The following is a 21,164-nucleotide window of genomic DNA, read 5'->3' on the forward strand; positions in this document are numbered from 1 at the left end:
GTGTCAAGCAGCGAATGGGCTTAAAAATCAGGCGGATCGGCCCTTTGCGCGCTTTCTTCGTAACCGACTTTTTGCGCGTTCGCATGGCGTTGCGACTTGGCTGAAAGAAGAAGGCATGGCAGGCTCCGCGCCTGATGTCGCCGCGCCTCCCGGTTGAGACTTCTGTTCGAACAAGGACGTCCCGGGCCGGGATCTACAGGGCTTGGCGCGACGACATTGGCAGGATATGCAGAGAATATCGGGTGGGGAAATGAGATGGGTGAAGAAGAGGACGCTTCGCGGCGACCGATCGCGAGCCGGTCGTCGTCCTGGGCGATCGGCATGAGCGCATGGCTGGCGCGTACCGGCGTGACGCCGAACAGCATTTCGCTTTTCTCGATCCTATTTGCCGGCATCGGCGCGGCGCTCATCCTGTTCACGACCCATCCGATCGCCATGGTCTGCGCTGCGATCTCTGTGCAGATGCGGCTCGTCTGCAATCTGCTTGACGGGATGGTCGCGATCGAAGGCGGCAAGAAAACCAAGAGCGGGGCGATCTACAATGAGTTCCCCGACCGCATCGCCGACAGCCTGCTTCTTGTCGCGGCCGGCTATGCCTGCGGCTTTGCCTGGCTCGGCTGGTTGGCTGCGCTCTTTGCCGCGCTCACCGCCTATATCAGGGTCTTCGGAGGAGCGGTCGGTCTTCCCCAGGATTTCAGCGGCATCATGGCAAAGCAACGCCGCATGGCGGTCTTGACGGCCGGGCTTGTCGCCCAGAGCCTAGAGACGCTGATATCCGCCAGCCATTGGTCGCTGATCTTCGCCTCTGTCATCATCGCGGCCGGCAGCTTCGTCACCTGCATCACGCGCACGATAAGCCTCAACCGCTCCCTGGAGAGCCTATGATTGCCATCATCCGTCGTCTTCTCGTGCTGTTCGTCCGTATCATGGTCGGCGCCCGAAGCGAGTGGCGGGGCTGTGCGCCCGACACTCGCCGCCGCATCTATTTCGCCAATCACAACAGCCATGTCGATACCGTCGCCGTCATGGCCGCCCTGCCATGGCCGGTGCGGCGGCTGACCCATCCGGTTGCTGCGCGCGATTACTGGGGAACGACCGCCTTTCGCCGTTTCATCGCCGAGAAAGGCCTGCGCGCCGTCCTGATAGACCGCAAGCCTCTGCCGGACAGCAATCCGCTGGCGCCTCTCGAGCGCCTGCTCGAGGAGGGTCGCTCCATCCTCATTTTCCCGGAAGGAACGAGAAGCGCCACTGATGAGGTCGCCCCGTTCCGCAGCGGCATCTATCGCCTCGCCTGCCGATTCCCCGATGTCGATCTCGTGCCGATTCATCTCGACAATCTTCAGCGAATCCTGCCGAAGGGAAGCTGGCTGATCGTGCCGATCACCTGCACAGCGCGCTTCGGCAAGCCCCTGCGCGTCGAGCCGGGCGAGGGAAAGGACGCATTCCTGGCCCGCGCCCGTGCAGCGGTCATGGAGCTCGCAGACGGAGGGCGCATCGCATGACCAGCCTTTTCTCCATCGTGCTTGCCGCTATCCTCGGCCTGCTTGCGGTCGCCTCCGCCATCGGTTTCATCCTGCAACGGCGCGCGACCGAGCCCGGCCCCATCGCCACCGTCCACAACCTTAATGCCCGAATTCGCTCATGGTGGATCATGGTCGCCGTCTTCGGTGGCGCGATCCTGCTCGGCGATACCGCGGTGGTCATCCTGTTCGGATTCCTGTCCTTCATGGCGCTTCGCGAATTCTGGACGCTGACGCCGTCGCGACGCGGCGATCACCTGGCGCTGTTCCTATCTTTCTTCGTCGTCCTGCCGGTGCAATATTGGCTGCTCGGAACCCTATGGTACGGCCTCTTTGCGATCTTCATCCCGGTCTATGCCTTCCTGATCCTGCCGGCGGTGGCGACCTTGACGGGCGACGTCAACGAATTCCTGGCGCGAACCGCCAAGGTACAATGGGGATTGATGCTGACGGTCTATTCGATCAGCCATGCGCCCGCACTCCTGATGCTGCAGACCGGCACGCCGTCCGCACTTCTTCTCATCTATCTCGTCATCGTCGTGCAGCTCAGCGACGTCTTCCAATATGTCTGGGGCAAGCTCCTGGGTAAGCACCGTTTCTCGCCGAACATCAGCCCATCGAAGACGCTCGAAGGGCTGATCGGCGGCGGCGCCTCGGCCATCCTCGTGGGCACGCTGCTCTATCGCCTGACCCCGTTCTCACCGCTGCAGGCTGCGGCCGTCAGCACCGTCATCGTCGTCGCGGGCTTCTTCGGCGGCTTCGTGCTCTCGGCGATCAAACGCGATCTCAACGCCAAGGACTGGGGCTATGTAATCGAAGGCCATGGCGGCGTGCTCGACCGGCTGGACTCCATCACCTTCGCAGCGCCGCTGTTTTTCCACATCGTCCGCTACTGGTTCACCACCTGAGGATATCCGTCGGCATGCCCCGTTCGCTCAAAACCGGTCGATATCCTCAAGGCTCTCGAACAGACGCAGCTGAACGTCCCGCTCCTGCCTGCTGATCGCCGTCATCAGCTTGCCCATGGTTCCCCTGAGGCCATGAAGCTGATCGACCAGATCCATGACGACATCGACGCCGGCTTCGTTGACGCCCATATTGCTCATGAGATCCAGGATCAGCCGGGCGCGGGCGACGTCGACGTCGCGAAACTGCCGCGCTCCGCTCGAGGTCTCCGGGATCAGCCAGCCCTGTTCGACCCAGAAATCGAGCTGGACGACATCGATTTTCAAGTAAAGACGGAATTCGAGATCATCCATGATCAGGCCTCCATGTTCTTTCTCGGATCGTATGGATGTGCCGTCGCCCATTCCTGCACCAGGGACGTCAGCCGTTCGTCGGGACTGTCGGGAAGCACAATTTTCAGGGAGACGTAAACGTCGCCATGTCCGCCGCCACGTTTGGCAACGCCCTTGCCCTTGAGGCGCAGGAGCTTGCCGGTGTTGGAATGCGGCGGCAGCGTCAGATTGACCGGCCCGGAAGGTGTGGGCGCGCGAACCTTGCCGCCAAGGACCGCCTCAGAGAGCGAAATCGGCAGCTCCAGGCGGATATCGTCGCCGTCGCGCGTGAAGAAGCGGTGCGGCCGCACGTGGATTTCAATAAGGGCATCGCCCGCCGGCCCTCCGCCTTTATCAGGCTCGCCTTTGCCGCGCAGCCGCAGGGTCTGGCCGTCGCGGGTTCCCGGCGGGATCTGCACCTCGAGCGCAGGGCCGTCAGGAAGCTTGATCTCCGTCCTGGTGCCGTTGACGGCTTCGAGAAAGCCGACCTCCATCGAGAAATGCCGGTCCTGGCCTTGGCTGCGCGCCCGGCCGCCGCCGGCGCGGCGCGAAAAGAAGCTGGCAAAGAGATCGTCGGCGTCGCCAAAATCGGCGAAGCCGGCGCTGTTGTGATAGGGATCTTCGGGACCGCTCGCCGAGGCGTAGTCGCGGTAATAGCTGCGCTGCGCCCGCTCGGCGCCCGTGATGTCGATCTCGCCGCGATCGAAACGGCCGCGCTTTTCCTCGTCGCTCAAAATCTCGTAAGCGGTCGAAATCTCCTTGAACTTTTCCTCCGCCTTTTTGTCGCCGGGGTTCAGATCGGGGTGAAGCTTCTTGGCAAGTTTGCGGAACGCGCTTTGAATGTCCTTCTGCGTCGCATCCCGTTTCACGCCCAGAAGCTCATAGGGATCCTGGCTCATGCACATCTCCAGTCAGGCAGCGAATATCGCTGGTTGGCTTGCCGGTGATATAGGTTGCCGGTCCGCTACCGGGGAGGGGGAGGCCACGGAAGGTTAGAACAGCGCGCCGTCTTCCTGTGGCTGGCCGGGACGCCGGTCGATAAGAACCGAGCATCCGGCATGACGCACGACCTTTTCGACAATCGAGGAGAAGACGTAGTCGGTGATGTCAGTCACATGGGATGAAAGCAGGATGAGGTCGGCAGACTTCTCCCTGGCGGCCGATACCAGCACGGAACCGGCAACGCCGATGCGGACTTCGACCGTCGCCGGAATCGCGAACTCCTTGCAGAGCGACATGAGTTTTTTCTCTGCTTCGACGATCGCGGTCGTTTCGAATTCCTCGGGAAGGTCCGTCAGATGGCGGCGCGGAATATTCTCGACGACATGTATGACGAAGATGCTGCCGCCTTCATCCACCAGCGCCGCAGCCCGGCGCAGGAGGCGGTTTGCCGTTTCGCGGGAGCCCATGCCGATGGCGCAGATGATCGTCCGATACATGCAATCAATACCTTCAAATAGGAACGGCTTCGCCGATCATACCGATATCGGCTGTGCCTGCTTTGACCGATATCAAGCAGAAACTTTGCAACATCGCAACGCCGACGCGCAGGAAGCCAGCAGCGGGCGTCTTCCTGAAGCGGCCGTTTTCTTCAGGTCTGCCAAGGCTGTGACGATTGCGTGAAACCGCGCCAACACCTCTGACAAAACCTCATCGCCTCTGCTATGTCAGGACAAATGCGGCAACCCCAACCTGCGCCGCACTCTGTCTGACCAATCCCAGGAGTTTGAAAGATGAGCGGTTCTCCCGAGTATGTCCCCCCGAAAGTCTGGACCTGGAACAAGGCGAATGGCGGCCAGTTCGCCAACATCAACCGCCCGATCTCCGGGCCGACGCATGACAAGGAGCTTCCGATCGGCCGTCATCCGCTGCAGCTCTATTCGCTCGGCACGCCGAACGGCCAGAAGGTCACGATCTTGCTCGAGGAGCTGCTGGCACTCGGCCATAGCGGTGCGGAATACGATGCCTGGCTGATCAGGATCGGCGATGGCGACCAGTTCGGCAGCGGCTTCGTCGCGGTCAATCCCAACTCCAAGATCCCGGCACTGATGGACCGCAGCGGTCCGAAGCCGATCCGGGTCTTCGAATCCGGTGCCATCCTTACCTATCTCGCCGAAAAGTTCGGCGCCTTCCTGCCGACCGAACCGAGCGAGCGCGCCGAATGCCTGTCATGGCTGTTCTGGCAGATGGGAAGCGCGCCCTATCTCGGCGGCGGTTTCGGCCATTTCTATGCCTATGCGCCGACAAAGATCGAATATGCGATCGACCGCTTCGCCATGGAGGTGAAGCGCCAGCTCGACGTGCTCGATCGCCGTCTTGCCGAAAGCGAGTATCTGGCAGGCAGCCAGTACACGATTGCCGATATTGCCGTCTGGCCCTGGTATGGCGGCCTGGTGAAGGGCTGGACCTATGGTGCAGCCGAGTTTCTGCAAGTCGAGGACTATAAGAACGTGCTGCGCTGGGCCGACGCCATCCACAGCCGGCCGGCCGTGCAACGCGGGCGAATGGTCAACCGCCTCTCCGGCGATCCCTCGGGCCAGTTGCATGAACGTCACGACGCCAGCGATTTCGACACCAGAACGCAGGACAAGCTCGCGGCGGCCGAGTAAGCAAGTCTGCGATCAGCTCGAAGGCCGATGACCGGCCTTCGGCACCGCTCGATACCAAGCGCGTCAACGCTTGAGGATGCCTATCGGCGGACCAGCCATTTCTTGGCAATTCGGCAAGCCATCGTATAGGCCGGATCGAAGACATTGCCGACATCGTAACGCACCACCTGGCCGAGCAGATGGCTGGCCGCCGTTCTGTCCAGCCCATAATCCGACGCCAGCCAGTTCAACATTTCCGTGGTCGCATGTTGGAGCGCCTGATCGAGGGGCCGGGCGTTGCCGATGGTGAAGATGTCATCGGCGGTTTCCCCGCGCGGCCAGACCAGCCCGGCCTTCTTTTCCACCGTCAGCCGCACCGTGACTTCGAACGTCGTTTCGACGCCGGTTCCGACAATCTCGCCATCCCCTTGCACGGCATGGCAGTCGCCCAGGAAGAACAGAGCGCCAGGAACTGATACCGGGAAGCGGATCGTCGTGCCCGGCCCGAGCAGCCGATAGTCCATGTTGCCGCCATATTCGCCGCTGGTGGCGGTCGATATCGCCTGGCCGAGGCCGGGCGCCACACCGAAACAGCCGATCATCGGGGAAAGAGGCAGAACGAAATTTTCAAGACCGGCGACCGGCTCGGAAAGCCGGACGGTCATTGCCTCACGGTCGATGGCCCAGATGGCCATATCGCGCGGCGGCAGGTCGCGAACGGTCTCGGGATCGACGACATTGGCCGCGACGACACTGCGGGTAAACCCCGTCTCCCTGGTCGGGATCATGCTGACGATCTCGACTTTCAACGCATCTCCAGGTTCCGCACCGTCCACGAAGATCGGACCGTTCATCGGGTTGCCGCCGGGTGCCTGCTTGACGCCATCCTTGTCATGCCCGGCAGCGTCGAGCGTTTCGGTAACCACGGTATCGCCGTCGGCGATGTGCAGAGCCGGCGGCAGAGAGCCGATGACATTGTGAAAGCTCGTCGGAATGAAGCGGTGCGTGGTCATGAGAATTCAGCTCTCGCTCGTTTCGAATGTCATGGGCCTGCAGTTGCACGGCCTGGCGGAGAGTTGAAGATAGATCAGAGATCGCTTGGAATGCCAACATCCGCGGCACCGCCCGGTTACGCTCGGGCATCAATTCGGCGCAGATCGGCAAAAGGCATGCAGACTGCGACTACGACTCGTCGCGCTGGGCGCGCAGATTGGCGACGACGCGACGGTTCTGCACCTTGCACGAACGCTCCGTGCAGTCGCGGACTTCGCGGTCGTTGCCGTAACCTCTGGCCCACATGCGCCTTGCATCTACGCCCTTCGAGGCGAGATAGGCCATCGTCGCATCGGCGCGCTGCTGCGATAACGTTTTCATCTTGGACTCGGATCCGGAATCATCGGAAAATCCCTGCAGCTTGATCAGCCAGCTCGGGTTCCTGTTGAGCCAGGCGGCCTGATTGTCCAAAGTCGCCATGGCGACGGAATCGAGCTTGGCGGAATCCTGTGTGAAGTAGATCCGTCTGCCGACATTGAGGATAAAATCCTCCTCGCTACCCGCCTTGACGTTCTCGAAACCGGGCGCGGGATCGTTGGTCTGGCCGGTCGTCGGCACCGCTGGCGGTTCTTCCACGGAAGCAATATCGGTAGTGCTGCAGGCGGTGAGCGCCAAAAGCATGGCCGCGGCGAGGAGGCGGCTCTTTTGTCCGGTCGAAGCAGGCATCAGGGCTATTCCTTATTCGACCGCGGTTACTTCGGTGACTGGAGGCGCCTGGTCGGCAATGTGCGGCAGGACCTGAACGGCGGTGCCGATCGGGCAACGCTGGTAAAGATCGATGGCGTCCTCGTTGAACATGCGGATGCAGCCGCTGGAGGCATCCTTGCCGATGCTCCATGGTTCCAGCGTGCCGTGGAAACGATAGCCAGTGTCGACCCCATCGCGATGCAGGTACATGGCGCGGGGGCCGAGTGGATTCTTCGGTGAGCCTCCTGCCACGGATTCTGGCAGTTCGGGATGGCGCTTGCGCATCTCCGGCGGCGGCGTCCAGAGCGGCCAAAGTGATTTAGCGTCGATCGTGGCGCGCCCAAACCATTTGAAGCCGTCGCGGCCGACTCCGACGCCATAACGGATGGCCGTCTTGTTTTCCATGATCAAGTAGAGAAAATGATGTCTGGTATCGACGACGACGGTGCCGATCGGCTCGCTGCTGAAATATTTGACGACCTGGCGGTGCCACTGCTTGTCGATCTTGGCGAAGTTCGTCGCTCGAAACGTCACGCCATTGTCGACGGCGGTGCCGGCAAAATAGGAAGACGCCTGGGCGAATGCCGGTTTCTGAAGAGCGCCGGCGCCAAGTAACGCCAAACCGCCAAGCACAATATCCCTGCGGGTCCACTCCATCGGCAATATCCCCCAAAGCCAAGCAGCGAAACCGCAGTAAATCAGATTTTTCGAATGCGACAACAGAAAACTCCTTTTCGCCGGTCCTTTTAAGAGACTGATGAGCAAAGAACGTCTTACTGATTGCGGTAGGCGATCGTGCCGGCAATCCGCTGGTGAGCACGACGACGCACCCGACCGCCCACTGACCGCGGTGACCAGTTCGCGCATGAGTTCCCCGTGGCCTGGAGTCCCGAGGGCTGCCGGTCGCGGGTGTTCGGCCGGGGAATATGTTTGTGCCGGACCTTCCTCTACAGCGCTGCCGCTGCTGCGATAAAAATCACAAAGCGAGGGATATCGACGGACGATATCCTCGGCTTCATGCTAGTTCTCTTCCAGTATTTTCACTGGCCGGTCCCACTGGATGAGCACGACACAGCCGGTATCGCTCCAGACCGAATGTTCGGTGCCGGGCGCATTGACGATGTAGCTGCCGCGGCCGTAATCGCCCGCTTCGTCGGATTGCACACCTTCGAGCACGAGAATGGTTTCCAGCCCCTCATGCCGATGGCGGGGAACAGCGGCGCCGGCTTCGTATTTCAGGAGCGCCACGCCTGGTTGGTCGCCTTCGAACGGTCGGATCCAGTGGATCGTCACCTGATCGCGGAACGGACTGAATTCGAGATCCCTCCAGCCGCCTGACGTCAGCAGTTCGCGGGTGGTTTCAGGCATTGGCGATGCTTTCCAATATGTCGTCGATGTGAGCCGTCCAGCCGACGATCGCGCCCTGAGCGCGGATCATGGCGATGGCTGCGGCCTTGAACTCCGGAAAATAGCTTTCCGTCGCGTCCTCGGCGAGCAGGCACTCGTAGCCGCGGTCGTTTGCCTCACGCATGGTTGTCTGCACGCAGACTTCGGTCGTCACGCCCGCGAAAACCAGCTGTTTGATACCCTTCTGCTGCAGCACTTCGCCGAGTTCGGTCGCATAGAAAGCGCCCTTGCCGGGTTTTTCGATAACCACTTCGCCTTTGACCGGCGCAAGCTCCGGCAAGATCGCCGTGCCGGGCTCGCCGGAGATGAGGATGCGGCCCATCGGGCCTTCGTCGCCGATCCTGAGTGTGGGATTGCCGCGGTCGCGTTTTGCCGGCGGCAGATCCGAAAGATCGGGCTTGTGGCATTCCATCGTGTGGATGACCGGCAGTCCGGCATAACGGAAGCCCTGGATGAGACGTTTGACATCAGGCACGATCCTGGTGATGCGGCCGACATCATTGCCGAGACTGGCGCCAAAGCCTCCCGGCTCGGCGAAATCGCGCTGCATGTCGATGACGATGAGGGCGAGCCGGTCGAGCTTCACCGGAAACGCGAAGGGTTCTGCCTTGATCTCCGCCATCAGTGATGCCCCGCCATATGGGCGCCGATCACGCCGATGTCAGCCGAGCGCGCCGGCGTCTCGTAGACCAGTCTACCTTCGGAAATGACCAAGATGCGATCGGACATCTCGAGCAGCTCGTCGAGGTCCTCGGAGAGCAGCAGCACGGCCGCGCCGGAATTGCGGGCCTTCATGATGCGGGCCCGGATCTCGGCAACGGCGGAGAAATCGAGGCCGAAACACGGGTTCGAGACGATCAGCAGATCCACCTCGCCTGTGAGTTCGCGGGCAAGCACGGCGCGCTGCACATTGCCGCCGGAAAGCGAGGCAATCGGCGAGGAAGACGAGGCCGTCTTCACCTTGAAGTCGGAAATCAGCGCCGTGGCGCGCTTCCTCATCTTACCCTTGTTCAGCCAGATCGCGTCCTTGCCGTCCCCCTTCAGGTCGAAGGTCCGAAAGGCGAGATTTTCGCTGACTGTCATGCGCGGCGCACACGCATTCTGCAGCGGCTCCTCGGGGATGAAGCGGACATTGTTCTTGCGCGTCTCGCGACGTGTCGCGCCGTAGGCCTCGCCTTTGACGCTGACGCGGCCGCTATCGGCCGGCCGCTGGCCGGCAAGGATTTCCGTCAGTTCCTTCTGGCCATTGCCGGAGATGCCGGCAATGCCGACGATCTCGCCGGAACGAACCATCAGATTTTCGATCTCGATGGTTTTGAGACCGGAACGATCCGGCGCCTTCACCTGTTCGACCTTCAGTACCGGCTCGGCGCTCTCGGAGACTGGAATGCGGGTATCGAGCTTTGCCAGCTTGACGTCCCCGATCATCATGGCCGCCATATCTGCGGTGGAGAGCTCGCCGACCTTGCCTGTGCCGACCAGCTTACCGCGCCGCAGGATCGAGACGGCATCGGCGAATTTCGTCACCTCGTGGAACTTGTGGGAGATCATCAGCACGGTCAGTTCGCCGCGCTCGGTCATCCCACGCACGAGGCCGAGCATCTCGTCGGCTTCCGCCGGCGTCAACACCGAGGTCGGCTCGTCGAGGACCAGAAAGGAGCGGCCGAGATAGAGCTGCTTGACGATCTCGAGCTTCTGCTTCTCGCCGGCGGCAAGCTCGCTCACCGGCCGCTCGAGCGGGATCTTGAAGGGCATCCGCTCCATGAAGGCGGAAAGATCCTTCCGCTCCTTGGCCCAGTTGATGATGGCGGGGACTTCCGCGCGGCTGATGACGAGGTTTTCGGCACCCGTCAGCGACGGAACCAGGGTGAAGTGCTGATACACCATGCCGAGGCCATAACTCGCAGCATCCTTGGGCGAGGCAATCGCCACCTCGCGACCATCGACGGAAAGAGAACCCGATGTCGCGTGATAGAAGCCCATGATGCATTTGACGAGCGTCGACTTGCCGGCGCCATTTTCACCGAGCAGGGCGTGGAAGCTGCCCGAGGGCACCTTGATCGAGACATGGTCGAGCGCGGTGAAACTGCCAAAACGCATCGTCATGTCGATCGTGTCGATGCCGACGGCCTTGCCGGATTGCGGAAGCGGGGTGTCGCGGATCGTGCTCATGGCAGCTGGCTCACGAGCGTTGCGGAATTGGAGACGGAGCCGAAGACGCCGCCTTGCATCTTCACCATCTTGATGGCTGCGAGGTGATTGCCGTAATCGGTCGCGCCGCAGCAGTCCTCGAGCAGCAGGCATTCGAAGCCGCGATCGTTGGCCTCGCGCATCGTGGTGGAAACGCAGACGTCGGTCGTGATCCCGGTCAGGATGATGTTTTCGATGCGTTTCTGGTTGAGGATCAGTTCCAGATCGGTGGCGCAGAAAGAGCCCTTACCGGGCTTGTCGATGATCGTCTCGCCCTCGACCGGATAGAGCTCCGGAATGATGTCCCAGCCGGGTTCGCCGCGTGTGAGGATGCGTCCGCATGGGCCTGGATCGCCAATGCCCGCGCCGATGCGCTGTGAACGCCAGCGCTTATTGGCCGGCAGGTCGGCAAGATCGGGCCGATGGCCTTCGCGGGTATGGATGATGTGATAGCCCTTGGCGCGCATGGCGGCCAAAACCTTTTTGATCGGCTCGATGGGCGCCTGAACCAGCGACAGGTCGTATCCCATGTGGTCGACATAACCGCCCTTGCCGCAGAAATCCGTCTGCATGTCGATGATGATGAGGGCCGTATTGTCCGGCCGCAGGGCTCCGTTGTAGGGCCAGGGATAGGGATCAGCGTCGATATAGTGTCCTTTGGTCTCGACCATGGCGTCCATCGTCTTCATCTCCTATTCACCCGCGGGTTTGAATGTTCTTCCGCAGCGGTTCGACCAATTCGATCGGCTCAGTTCACCGAGGCTGGACATGGGCTGCCGCCTCCTCATTTTGTCAGCGACAGCGCGCCTGGCGCACCGACAAGCGAACGTGTGGGCGAGGAGGTCGCGATCATGATGATGAGGGTGAGCACGTAGGGCGCGGCATAGAAGAGGTAGTAGCCCTGGGTCACGCCGATCGATTGCAGCGCAGGCCCGAGCGCACCCGCTCCGCCGAACAGCAGGGCAGCCAGGAAGCAGCCGATCGGATTCCAGCGGGCGAAGATGACGAGCGCCACGGCCATCAGGCCCTGGCCTGAAGAAATGCCCTCGTTCCAGGAGCCGGGATAATAGAGCGAGAGGTAGGCGCCGCCGATCGCCGCCAACGAACCGCCGACGGCGGTGGCCAGCAGACGGACGCGATCCGGGTTGATGCCCATGGCGCGGGCCGCATCCGTGCTGTCGCCGACAACGCGCAGGATGAGGCCCACCCGCGTATTCCTGAAGGCCCACCAGAGGCCGAAGGCAAGCAAGGCGCCGAGGATGAACAATATATTGATGTTCAGCGCTGCCTGGATCTGCGGCAGGTTCGACCAGGAGCCGAAGGGGATCGACGGCAGATGCGGCGCGGCCGGCTGAATGAAGGACTTTCCGAGGAAGAAGGCGAGGCCCAGGCCGAACTGCATCATGGCGATGCCGATTGCGATGTCGTTCACCTTCGGCCATTTGCAGATCCAGCCGTGCACGAGACCGAAGACGGCGCCGGTCGCCATGGCGGCGAGCACGCCGAGCCAGGGCGAGTTGGTCATGACAGCGACGGCGTAGGCCGTCATGGCGCCGAAGACGAGCGTGCCTTCCAGCCCAAGGTTGATGCGGCCGGAACGCTCGGTGATCGTCTCACCAAGGCTGACGAAAATGAAGGGAGTGGAAACGCGGATCGCGCCTGCCAGGATCGCGAGCGGCACACCCCAGATGCCGATGCCCGTCTCTTCCATCAGAGGCTCCTTTTCCAGAGGTCGGGATTGAAGATCTTGAAGCGGCCGTAGAAGGTCTCGCAAAAGAGGATGACGATGAAGAGTGTACCCTGCAGCACGAGCACGGTGGCATCCGGCAGGCCCATGCGGCGCTGGATGAGACCGCCCGAGGCATCGATGCCGCCGAGCATGATCGCGACCGGGATGATCGCCAGTGGATTGTGGCGGGCGAGGAAGGCGACGAGAATACCGGTATAGCCGTAGCCCGCGGCCAGCGAGGCATTGGCGCTGCCTTGCACGGCGGCGACTTCGATCATGCCGGCAAGACCTGCAAAACTGCCGGCGATCGCCGTGAAGCCGGCAATCAGCCTGCCGACCGGCAAGCCCTGGATCTGGGCAGCGCGCACGTTGCCGCCGGCAATGCGGGCGGCGAACCCAAAGCTCGTCACCTCGATCAGGAGCCAGGAGAAGATGCAGGCGAGGATGCCGATCACAAGGCCCCAATGCACATCCATGCCGGGGATGTTGCCGAGCAGGTATTCTGATGGCAGCGGTTTGGTCGAGGGTTTGTTGAGGCTGGCGGGATCGCGCAGCGGCCCTTCGACGAACTGGTTCATCAGGGCGATGGCGATATAGGAAAGGAGCAGCGACGAGATCGTCTCGTTGACGCCGCGATAGTGGCGCAGGAAGCCGGCAAGCCCGATCCAGATGCCACCAACCACCATGGCGGCAATGCCCATGAGAGTGAGGGTGAGAAAAACAGGCGCGGTGCCGGCAAGCGGCATGGCCATGGCCGCGGCGGCAACGCCGCCCAGCACGACCGCTCCTTCCCCGCCGATGATGACAAGGCCGAGGCGGGCGGGCAGGGCGACGCAGAGTGCCGTCAGGAGAAGGGGTGCGGCACGACTTAGGCTGTTCTGCACCGAAAACCAGCTGCCGAAGCCGCCGGTGTACATGAGCTGGAAGAGCATGGCCGGCGATTTGCCGACTGCCAGGATGAAGAGGGAGAAGAGCCCGAGGCCGATCAGGATGGCCGCAAGGCCAATGACCAAAGGTTCGGCCCGGCGCGCGATCCACTCCAACATGGGTCGCAGCGAGGCCGGCCTGTCGGAAGCGGCCGATATTGCGGGATCGTTGGCCTGAACGGTCATGGCGCTTCTCCCTGTTGCGGTTTACACCGTGGACCCGACGACACCCTCGACCAGGTAGTCCATGCTTTCGAGCTCGATCGCATCTTCCGCGTAGCTCTTGTCGGCCGTGACGACGGTGCTGCCCTTGTTGTCCTTCAGCGGTCCCTTGAAGACCGAGAAGCCGCCCTTCATCATGTCGGCATGGGTCGCCTCGAATGCCTTGCGGCCCTCCTCGGAAACGCCGGGACCGAGCGCGCTCATCTTCACGAAGCCGTCCTTCAGGCCGCCGCGCACGAAGTTGCCGGGCTTTTCGCCGGCCTGGGCCTTCTTGACGAAGCCGCTATAGACATTGCCCCAGGCCCATTCGGCGCCTGTGAGATATTTCTCCGGCGCAAGCGGGCTCTGGTTGGCGTGGTAGCCGCAGACGAAGGCGCCGCGGCCGGCAGCCGTCTCGACGACCACCTTCGGGCTGTCGACATGGCAGGTGATGACGTCGGCGCCCTGGTCGACCAGCGCGTTGGTCGCTTCCGCCTCCTTGACTGCAAGCGACCATTCGCCGGTGAAGATCACCTGGCAGGTAATGGTCGGATCGACGCTGCGCGCGCCGAGCAGGAAGGCATTGATGTTCTGCAGCACCTGCGGGATCGGCTTGGCGGCCACGAAGCCGATCTTCTTGCTCTTCGTCGCATGGCCGGCAGCGATGCCGTTCAGATATTGGCCCTGGAAAATATAACCGAAATAGGAGCCGGTATTGGCGGGGTGCTTGCCCTCCTGCCACAGCCCGCCGCAATGACGGAACTGGATATCGGGATATTTGGCGGCGATCGCCAGCATGTGCGGATCGAAATAGCCGAAGGAGGTCGGGAAGAGCAGGGTGGCGCCATCGAGATTGATCATCGATTCCATCGTCTTCTGAACGTCCACGGTCTCGGGAACGTTCTCTTCTTCGACGACGGTGATGCCGGGCAACGCCTTGACGGCGGCAGCACCCTCAGCATGCGCCTGATTATATCCATAGTCATCCTTGGGACCGACATAGATGAAGCCGACGGTCAGAGCGGTCTGCGCAGATGCGCGCGAAGAGAGGAGACCAGGCGCTGCACCGAAGACGGCGGCGGCGGCGGCAGAAGCCTGAAGGAAATGGCGTCGTTTCATGGAAAGGAGTCTGGTCATCGGAATGCTCCCTTACGGCAGTTTTGCCGTTTCAATTGGTTACGGAAAAGTGTATGCAATGGCTGTGCCAGATTTTAATCTATTGATTCAAAACGAAAAATTTTTGACAAGTAACGGCACATTGCAATGTGCATGCAATTTCACCTCGAAATTAGATCAAAAATTATTCACCGCCTAGAAAATCGTCACGCATCTGCATCTGAGAGCGGGAGATGCTATGCAATCCAACAATGTTATTTAGATTATATAAGTTAAATCAATAATATAGGCTCGCATTTGACTTTGCTGTCTTGAGCGGGCATGTGTATGCAACAACAACGGCGCAGAATCATTCGTTGAAGCAAGTCAGGCGCAAAGAGATCATCAGGGCAGGCACCACCGTCGAGCAGATGGTGCGTGCGATTGCCGACATGATCGTGACCGGGCAGATGCTGCCCGGAGAGAAGCTTGACGAAGTCTCGTTGGCGGCTCGTTTCGAGGTATCGCGCACACCGGTGCGTGAGGCCCTTCGTGAGCTCGGGGCGATGCGGCTTGTCGACCGGGAGCCGAACCGCAGCGCCGTCGTCACCAACGTGACGGAAACCTATCTGCATTCCATGTTCGAGGCGATGGCGGAACTCGAAGCGATCTGCGCCAGGCTCTCGGCCGAGCGCATGACAGTCGATGAGCGGCGCACGCTGGAGCTCGATCACAAGGCATCGATGAGGCTCGTGCATACCGGCGCGCAAGAGGAATATGCAGCTCACAACACCGAATTTCATACCCGCCTTTATCGCGGCGCGCATAACGATCATGTTTTCGAGATGGTGACCCAGACGCGGGCGCGGCTGGCGCCCTTTCGGCGGGCGCAGTTCCGTCTGCCCGGACGCCTGGCGAAATCCTATGAGGAGCACGGCCGCATCGTGACCGCGATCATGCGAGCCGATGGCGCCGCCGCTGCGCAGGCGGCTTATTCCCATGTCGAGATTGTCAGCGATGCCAGCGCGGTATTCGCAACCGCCGGCGAGCCGGGCGTGCGCGACGCCTGAAATCAGGCCCACGGATCCGCTGGAAAGCCACGGCGGCCAAAACCACCGTGGCTATGTGCGGCGTCTACTCCGCAGCCTCGATGAAGCGATGGCGTTCATAGAGAAACTTCAGCACGGCTTCACGGCATTTGAGATACGCCCGATCGGACGCGAGTTCGATGCGATTGCGAGGGCGGGGCATGGTTACGTCGAGCAATTCGCCGATGCGGGCCGCCGGGCCGTTGGTCATCATCACGATGCGGTCGGACAGCAGCACCGCTTCATCGACATCATGGGTGATCATCACCATCGTGTTGCCGAGCCGGCTATGGATCTCCATCACCGCGTCCTGAAGATGGGCTCGGGTCAGAGCGTCGAGGGCGCCGAACGGCTCGTCGAGCAACAGGATCTTCGGCTCCATTGAAAGCGCGCGGGCAATGCCGACGCGCTGCTTCATGCCGCCTGATATTTCCGAAGGTCGCTTGTCCTTGGCATGCGCCATCTGCACGAGGTCGAGATTGGCCATCACCCAGTCATGCCGCTCGCTCTTGGTCTTCGTTCGGCTGAAGACCTTGGAGACGGCGAGATTGACGTTCTCATAGACCGTCAGCCAGGGCAGGAGCGAATGGTTCTGGAAGACGACGGCGCGTTCGGGACCCGGCTCGTTGACCTCGCGGTTTTCGAGGAGCACGGCGCCTGCCGAAACCGGTGTCAGGCCGGCAATGAGATTGAGCAGGGTAGACTTGCCACAGCCCGAATGGCCGATGATCGAGACGAACTCGCCTTCGGAAATCGTCAGGTTGATGTCCTTCAGGACCTCGGCGCGCACGCCGCCGCGGTCGAAATGTTTGTCGATACGGTCGAGCTTCAGATAGGCGTTCATAAGTCGCGCTCCTCAATTGGCCATGGCGCCGCGGGTGACGAGGTTGCCGAGTGCCGCCACCAGCTTGTCGAGGGCAAAGCCGACGATGCCGATATAGGCCAGCGCAACGATGATGTCGGGGAGGCGCGACGAATTCCACGCGTCCCAGATGAAGAAGCCGATGCCGACGCCACCGGTCAGCATTTCCGCCGCGACGATCGCAAGCCAGGAAAGACCGACGCCAATCCTGAGGCCCGTGAAGATGTAGGGCGCGGCCGAAGGCAGCATGATCTTCAGGAAAAATTCGAACTGGTTGAGGCGCAGCACCTTAGCGACGTTGCGGTAGTCCTGCGGAATGTTGCGGACGCCGACCGCGGTGTTGATTATGACGGGCCAGATCGAGGTGATGAAGATGACGAAGATCGCCGAAGGCCTGGAATCCTGGAAGGCTGCGAGCGACAGCGGCAGCCAGGCGAGCGGCGGAACCGTGCGCAGCACCTGGAAGATCGGATCGAGGCCGCGCATCGCCCAGACCGACTGTCCGATAACAGCTCCGATGATGACGCCGGCCACCCCGGCAAGCCCGAAGCCGTAGGCAACGCGTTGCAGCGAAACGAGCACGCGCCAACCAAGCCCGATATCCTGGGAGCCGTAGCTGAAGAAGGGATAGGCGATCAGGTCATAGCTCTCCTGCCAGACCTGATGCGGTGACGGTAGAGACGCATCCGTCGACGAGCACAGCACCTGCCAGACGAGCAGGAGGAGCGCCAGGACGACGGCCGGCGGAACGACATTGCGAAGTGCGGTCAGCCCCGCATGACGAAAGTCGATCCACGGTGCATGTTTGCCGGAAAACGGCAGGACCCTTGCCGCCGGCTTGGCGGCGGCGGTCGCGGTGGGATTGTGTTGATTTGCCAGGGCGGACATCGGCGCGCTCCTCACGGGAAAACGGGCCAGCGCGCTCATCGCGCGCTGGAAGGCGGATTAGGAGACGACCTTGATCGAAAGGCTGTCGAGATAGGCGGAGGGATTTTCAGGGTCGAAGACCTTGCCGTCGAAGAAGGTCTCCTTGCCGCGGGAAGACGATGCGGGAATGTCGGCGGCAGCGATGCCGAGATCCTTGGCGGCGTCGCGCCAGATGTCTTCGCGGTTCACCTGGTTGACCAGCGCCTTTACATCCGTCGTCGCCGGCAGATTTCCCCAACGGATGTTTTCCGTCATGAACCAGGTATCGTGGCTCTTGAACGGGTAGGAGGCGCCGTCTTTCCAGAACTTCATATAGAGATCGGTCGCCTTGACCTCGCGACCGTTGCCATAATTAATGTCGCCCTTGAGGCGGCCGAGCACATCCTTGGTCGGCACGTTGAACCATTGGCGCTTGCCGAGAAGCTCTGCCATCTCCGCCTTGTTGTCCATGCTGTCGCACCACTGCTGCGCTTCCATGACGGCCATCAGCAGAGCCTTGGCGGCATTGGGGTACTTTTCGATCCACTCGGCGCGGAGCCCCAGCGCCTTTTCAGGATGGCCCTTCCAGAGCTCGCCCGTGGTGGCCGCGGTGAAGCCGATGCCCTGATTGACGAGCTGCTCATTCCAAGGCTCGCCCACACAGAAGACGTCCATGTTGCCGACCTTCATGTTGGCAACCATCTGCGGCGGCGGTACGACGATGGTCGAAACGTCCTTGTTCGGGTCGATGCCGCCAGCGGCGAGCCAGTAGCGGATCCAGAGGTCATGAGTGCCGCCCGGGAAGGTCATGGCGGCCTTGATCTCTTTGCCCTCTGCCTTTTTCTTTTCGAACGCGGCCTTCAGCTTCGAGGCATCGAGCTGCACGCCGGTGTCCGCATATTCCTTGGCAACGGAAATGCCCTGGCTGTCGAGATTGAGCCGGGCAAGGATCGCCATCGGCACCGGCTTGTTGTTCTGCGTTACCTTCCCCGTATGCATGAGGTAGGGAAGCGGCGAGAGGATATGAGCGCCGTCGATGCCGTTGGCCGCACCGCCCAGCACGAGATTGTCACGGGTCGCACCCCAGGACGCCTGTTTGGCGACATCCGCTTCCGGAAGACCATACTTGTCGAAAAGGCCCTTCTCCTTGGCGATGATGAGCGGCGCGGAATCCGTGAGCGCGATGAAGCCGAGCTTGATGCCTTTCACTTCAGGGCCAGGCCCGGCTGCGAAGGCGCCAGATGGAAAGGCAGTCTTGACGGCGCCGATGAGGGCGGCCGTCGCAGTCGTCTTGAGCATGCTGCGGCGGGTAATGCCGGGTGTCGAATTCTTTGTCATGCGCAGGTTCCCTCTGCTGGCTGAATTTGGACACAAAAAAACGCCGCCGGAATGCGTCCACGGGATAGGAGAATCCCGGATGGCAATCCTTGCGACGTCGGTGTCGAATGTAAGCGCTTATGCCGCGCCTATCTGCGCCGGTCGCCGTTGACCGATGCATTTAGGAGGCCTGCAATCGGCGTGCCAGTTCTCATGAGTCCGGCAAATAACTGACAAAGAAATGAAATTTTCGCTTTTTCGCGAACGTCTATTTCTTGGGCAATATTGCTATTCGCCGATGTTTTAAGCACTCGATGCTGCAATTGCGTCTGTGAAAGCCCTCAATTGTGCAATGCACTCGAGATTGAATACCATTCCAATGCTGCTGCGAAGGGATTCCCGACGGTTGATCACCTTCTTGCGCGACGGAACCGTCGCGAGTCGCTTCGTGCTTCAAGGCCGGCGAGTATCGCCAGGAGGATTTTTCTGAGACGATCCTTCATGCTCATTTCCGGATACTTTGACCCGTGACATAGGCGCGCCAGCCTCCCAATTGGGTGATTTCGCGCGCGCCTTCGATTGCGTGAGCTTCGCAGAGAAAACCTGAGATTTGGGAGCCGTCATCGAGCGTTACCTTCCCGATGCCGAGCGGGGCCGGGATGTTCTGGACAAAGCGCCCGAAAGCTTCCGGAGTGACTTTCCAGACCTCAACTTCGAGGCCCTTGCCATCAAAACCGGGTTCGCGGACCAGACCTGGCTTCGGCGGCACGGTATCGGGCAGAACGAACAGGCGGTAATCCGGTGCGGTGCGGCAGGATTTGATGTGCCTGCCGCCCGGCCGGGTCAGTTCGTGATTGAGAGGCATGCCGGTAAGATGCGCCCCGACGACGACGATCGGTACCAAGCCGTCATCGGCCGACGGCACGCGACTTGCCTCGGGTATTGTCGTCAGGCGGTCCTTGCCCATTCCTGCGTTCAAGGTCCGATGCATGGCATCGGCGAAGGGAGCAAGGGCGTCATCGGTGAAGGCAGGCCCGATTAGAGTCACGCCCGCCGGAAGATGACCGCTGGCGTCGAAGCCGGCTGGAACGGCGATCGCCGCGCAATCGAGCAGATTGACGAAGTTGGTGTACCTGCCGAAATGGCCGTTTTTCACAATCGGATCCGCCATCATTTCTTCGACCGTGTAGGTGGTCGGCGAGGTCGGCAGCATCAGGACGTCAACCTTTTCCCATTCTTCCCCCGTCTTCTGGCGCAGCGCTTCGAGCTTGTATCTGCCTTCGAAAGCGGCGACCGCGTCATAGGCTTTCGCGCCCTCGATGATGGTGCGAACCGTCGGGTCGAAGTCGGCGGCATTCGTGGCTAGAAAATCCTTCACCGCCGCCAGCCGTTCGGCGACCCAGGGGCCGTTGTAGAGCAGTTCAGCCGCCTCGCGGAACGGCGCGTAGTCGAAGGGAACGATGGTGGCGCCTAGTGCGCGCGCCCTTTCGATCGCGGCGTCATAGAGAGCTTCGACATGCCTGTTGCCGAAGAATTCCCGCTCGGCTCCGTCGAGCACACCGATCCGCAGACCCGAGGCGGGCAGGCTGGAGGGAGCCGCCTTTCGCGAGAATGGATCGGCGGCATCATAGCCCTCCATCACCCTGCGGATCGCGACGCCGTCGCCGACCGTTGGGGCAAAGACGGTGACGACATCGACGCTGCGGCAGGCAGGCACGACCCCGACATTCGGCACCAGCCCCGGCGTCGGTTTGATGCCGACGAGATTGTTGAAAGCCGCCGGCACGCGACCGGAGCCGGCCGTGTCCGTGCCGAGCGCGAAGCTTACCAAGCCCGAGGCGACGGTAACCGCCGAGCCGGAGCTCGAGCCGCCCGACACATAGTTCTTGTCGAAGACCGAGCGCGGCGCTCCGTAGGGCGAGCGTGTACCATTAAGACCGGTCGCAAACTGATCGAGATTGGTCTTGCCGATGACGATTGCGCCCGCAGCCCGCAGCCTCGCAACGACGGTTGCGTCCTTCTCCGGCTGGTAGGAAAAAGCGGGGCAGGCAGCTGTCGTCGGCAGGCCCGCTACGTCGATATTGTCCTTTACCGCGAAGGGAATGCCCCAAAGCGGCAGGCTGTTCGGCTGCGGTGCGCGCTCCATCAGGGCGCGCGCTTCGGTCCGCAATATGTCGTCAGGCGTCGGCGTGATGAAGATGGCGGGATCCCTCGAGGCAGCCCGACGGGCAATGACGATCTCGATGATATCGAGCGGGCTTTTGCCTGCCTCATAGGCTGCGCGAAGGCTGGTCAGATCAAGAATGGTCGGCAGCATG

At 61.5% G+C, this 21,164-nt stretch carries 23 protein-coding genes; 6 read left to right on the forward strand and 17 right to left on the reverse strand.

Going from position 1 to position 21,164, the window contains the following annotated elements:
• The first annotated feature begins 255 nt into the window (after positions 1 to 255).
• The 3 genes from EFQ99_RS21605 to EFQ99_RS21615 are packed head-to-tail and all read left to right on the forward strand — an operon-like array spanning position 256 to position 2,428.
• Positions 256 to 885, forward strand: coding sequence for a CDP-alcohol phosphatidyltransferase family protein (locus EFQ99_RS21605; protein ID WP_126923266.1), 630 nt, complete (start codon positions 256 to 258; stop codon positions 883 to 885).
• Positions 882 to 1,502, forward strand: coding sequence for a lysophospholipid acyltransferase family protein (locus tag EFQ99_RS21610; protein WP_126923267.1), 621 nt, complete (start codon positions 882 to 884; stop codon positions 1,500 to 1,502). Before EFQ99_RS21605 ends, EFQ99_RS21610 begins: the two co-directional genes overlap by 4 nt.
• On the forward strand, positions 1,499 to 2,428 hold the full coding sequence (locus EFQ99_RS21615) for a phosphatidate cytidylyltransferase (protein WP_126923268.1): 930 nt from the start codon (positions 1,499 to 1,501) through the stop codon (positions 2,426 to 2,428). The genes EFQ99_RS21610 and EFQ99_RS21615 overlap by 4 nt, the downstream gene beginning before the upstream one ends.
• A 27-nt stretch (positions 2,429 to 2,455) precedes the next feature.
• Here the strand turns inward: EFQ99_RS21615 and EFQ99_RS21620 are convergent, their stop codons facing one another.
• From EFQ99_RS21620 to EFQ99_RS21630, 3 genes are all read right to left on the reverse strand, one after another.
• Positions 2,456 to 2,779 (reverse strand): chaperone modulator CbpM, encoded by a 324-nt coding sequence (locus EFQ99_RS21620; protein WP_126923269.1) that lies wholly within the window; start codon positions 2,777 to 2,779, stop codon positions 2,456 to 2,458.
• Between the two features lie 2 nt (positions 2,780 to 2,781).
• Positions 2,782 to 3,696 (reverse strand): DnaJ C-terminal domain-containing protein, encoded by a 915-nt coding sequence (locus EFQ99_RS21625; RefSeq protein ID WP_126923270.1) that lies wholly within the window; start codon positions 3,694 to 3,696, stop codon positions 2,782 to 2,784.
• 93 nt (positions 3,697 to 3,789) lie between these two features.
• Positions 3,790 to 4,236 (reverse strand): universal stress protein, encoded by a 447-nt coding sequence (locus EFQ99_RS21630; RefSeq protein ID WP_126923271.1) that lies wholly within the window; start codon positions 4,234 to 4,236, stop codon positions 3,790 to 3,792.
• Here EFQ99_RS21630 and EFQ99_RS21635 point away from each other — a divergent pair.
• Together EFQ99_RS21635 and yghU are read left to right on the forward strand one after the other, a co-directional pair.
• Positions 4,211 to 4,420 (forward strand): hypothetical protein, encoded by a 210-nt coding sequence (locus tag EFQ99_RS21635; RefSeq protein WP_126923272.1) that lies wholly within the window; start codon positions 4,211 to 4,213, stop codon positions 4,418 to 4,420. The genes EFQ99_RS21630 and EFQ99_RS21635 overlap by 26 nt on opposite strands.
• 110 nt (positions 4,421 to 4,530) lie before the next feature.
• Positions 4,531 to 5,406 (forward strand): glutathione-dependent disulfide-bond oxidoreductase, encoded by an 876-nt coding sequence (gene yghU / locus EFQ99_RS21640; RefSeq protein ID WP_126923273.1) that lies wholly within the window; start codon positions 4,531 to 4,533, stop codon positions 5,404 to 5,406.
• Between the two features lie 80 nt (positions 5,407 to 5,486).
• Here yghU and EFQ99_RS21645 read toward each other — a convergent pair whose 3' ends face one another.
• The 10 genes from EFQ99_RS21645 to EFQ99_RS21690 form a co-directional block, all read right to left on the reverse strand.
• A complete protein-coding gene (locus EFQ99_RS21645) occupies positions 5,487 to 6,398 on the reverse strand; it encodes an acetamidase/formamidase family protein (protein WP_126923274.1) in 912 nt (303 codons plus the stop codon).
• Between the two features lie 169 nt (positions 6,399 to 6,567).
• The gene (locus tag EFQ99_RS21650) at positions 6,568 to 7,104 is read right to left on the reverse strand and encodes an OmpA family protein (RefSeq protein ID WP_126923275.1); all 537 of its coding nucleotides are present in this window, start codon (positions 7,102 to 7,104) and stop codon (positions 6,568 to 6,570) included.
• Between the two features lie 12 nt (positions 7,105 to 7,116).
• Complete coding sequence (locus EFQ99_RS21655) at positions 7,117 to 7,782, reverse strand: L,D-transpeptidase (RefSeq protein WP_126923506.1); 666 nt, start codon at positions 7,780 to 7,782, stop codon at positions 7,117 to 7,119.
• A 363-nt stretch (positions 7,783 to 8,145) separates the two neighbouring features.
• A complete protein-coding gene (locus EFQ99_RS21660) occupies positions 8,146 to 8,493 on the reverse strand; it encodes a cupin domain-containing protein (protein WP_126923276.1) in 348 nt (115 codons plus the stop codon).
• On the reverse strand, positions 8,486 to 9,154 hold the full coding sequence (locus tag EFQ99_RS21665; RefSeq protein ID WP_126923277.1) for a cysteine hydrolase family protein: 669 nt from the start codon (positions 9,152 to 9,154) through the stop codon (positions 8,486 to 8,488). Before EFQ99_RS21665 ends, EFQ99_RS21660 begins: the two co-directional genes overlap by 8 nt.
• On the reverse strand, positions 9,154 to 10,704 hold the full coding sequence (locus tag EFQ99_RS21670; protein WP_126923278.1) for an ABC transporter ATP-binding protein: 1,551 nt from the start codon (positions 10,702 to 10,704) through the stop codon (positions 9,154 to 9,156). Before EFQ99_RS21670 ends, EFQ99_RS21665 begins: the two co-directional genes overlap by 1 nt.
• Positions 10,701 to 11,402: a biuret amidohydrolase gene (biuH, locus tag EFQ99_RS21675; protein WP_126923507.1), complete on the reverse strand. Its 702-nt coding sequence runs from the start codon at positions 11,400 to 11,402 to the stop codon at positions 10,701 to 10,703. The genes EFQ99_RS21670 and biuH overlap by 4 nt, the downstream gene beginning before the upstream one ends.
• Positions 11,403 to 11,506: 104 nt before the next feature.
• Positions 11,507 to 12,433, reverse strand: coding sequence for an ABC transporter permease (locus EFQ99_RS21680; protein ID WP_126923279.1), 927 nt, complete (start codon positions 12,431 to 12,433; stop codon positions 11,507 to 11,509).
• Positions 12,433 to 13,563 carry an ABC transporter permease gene (locus EFQ99_RS21685; protein ID WP_126923280.1) on the reverse strand — a complete coding sequence of 377 codons (1,131 nt, stop codon included), beginning with the start codon at positions 13,561 to 13,563 and terminating at the stop codon, positions 12,433 to 12,435. The genes EFQ99_RS21680 and EFQ99_RS21685 overlap by 1 nt, the downstream gene beginning before the upstream one ends.
• Positions 13,564 to 13,584: 21 nt before the next feature.
• Entirely contained in the window at positions 13,585 to 14,715 is a 1,131-nt protein-coding gene (locus tag EFQ99_RS21690) for a BMP family ABC transporter substrate-binding protein (protein WP_126923281.1), read from the reverse strand.
• Between the two features lie 335 nt (positions 14,716 to 15,050).
• Between EFQ99_RS21690 and EFQ99_RS21695 the strand changes: the two genes are divergently transcribed.
• Positions 15,051 to 15,743: a GntR family transcriptional regulator gene (locus EFQ99_RS21695; protein WP_126923282.1), complete on the forward strand. Its 693-nt coding sequence runs from the start codon at positions 15,051 to 15,053 to the stop codon at positions 15,741 to 15,743.
• Between the two features lie 64 nt (positions 15,744 to 15,807).
• Here EFQ99_RS21695 and EFQ99_RS21700 read toward each other — a convergent pair whose 3' ends face one another.
• The 4 genes from EFQ99_RS21700 to atzF all read right to left on the reverse strand — a co-directional run bounded on the left by EFQ99_RS21700 (position 15,808) and on the right by atzF (position 21,163).
• On the reverse strand, positions 15,808 to 16,605 hold the full coding sequence (locus EFQ99_RS21700) for an ABC transporter ATP-binding protein (protein WP_126923283.1): 798 nt from the start codon (positions 16,603 to 16,605) through the stop codon (positions 15,808 to 15,810).
• A gap of 12 nt (positions 16,606 to 16,617) precedes the next feature.
• Positions 16,618 to 17,511, reverse strand: coding sequence for a nitrate ABC transporter permease (gene ntrB / locus EFQ99_RS21705; protein WP_126923284.1), 894 nt, complete (start codon positions 17,509 to 17,511; stop codon positions 16,618 to 16,620).
• A gap of 57 nt (positions 17,512 to 17,568) precedes the next feature.
• A complete protein-coding gene (locus EFQ99_RS21710) occupies positions 17,569 to 18,867 on the reverse strand; it encodes a CmpA/NrtA family ABC transporter substrate-binding protein (RefSeq protein WP_126923285.1) in 1,299 nt (432 codons plus the stop codon).
• Positions 18,868 to 19,351: 484 nt separating this feature from the next.
• Positions 19,352 to 21,163: an allophanate hydrolase gene (gene atzF, locus EFQ99_RS21715; RefSeq protein WP_126923286.1), complete on the reverse strand. Its 1,812-nt coding sequence runs from the start codon at positions 21,161 to 21,163 to the stop codon at positions 19,352 to 19,354.
• Position 21,164 lies beyond the last annotated feature (1 nt).

The sequence above is a fragment of the Rhizobium vallis genome (genome assembly GCF_003985155.1).
Lineage (GTDB): Bacteria > Pseudomonadota > Alphaproteobacteria > Rhizobiales > Rhizobiaceae > Rhizobium > Rhizobium vallis.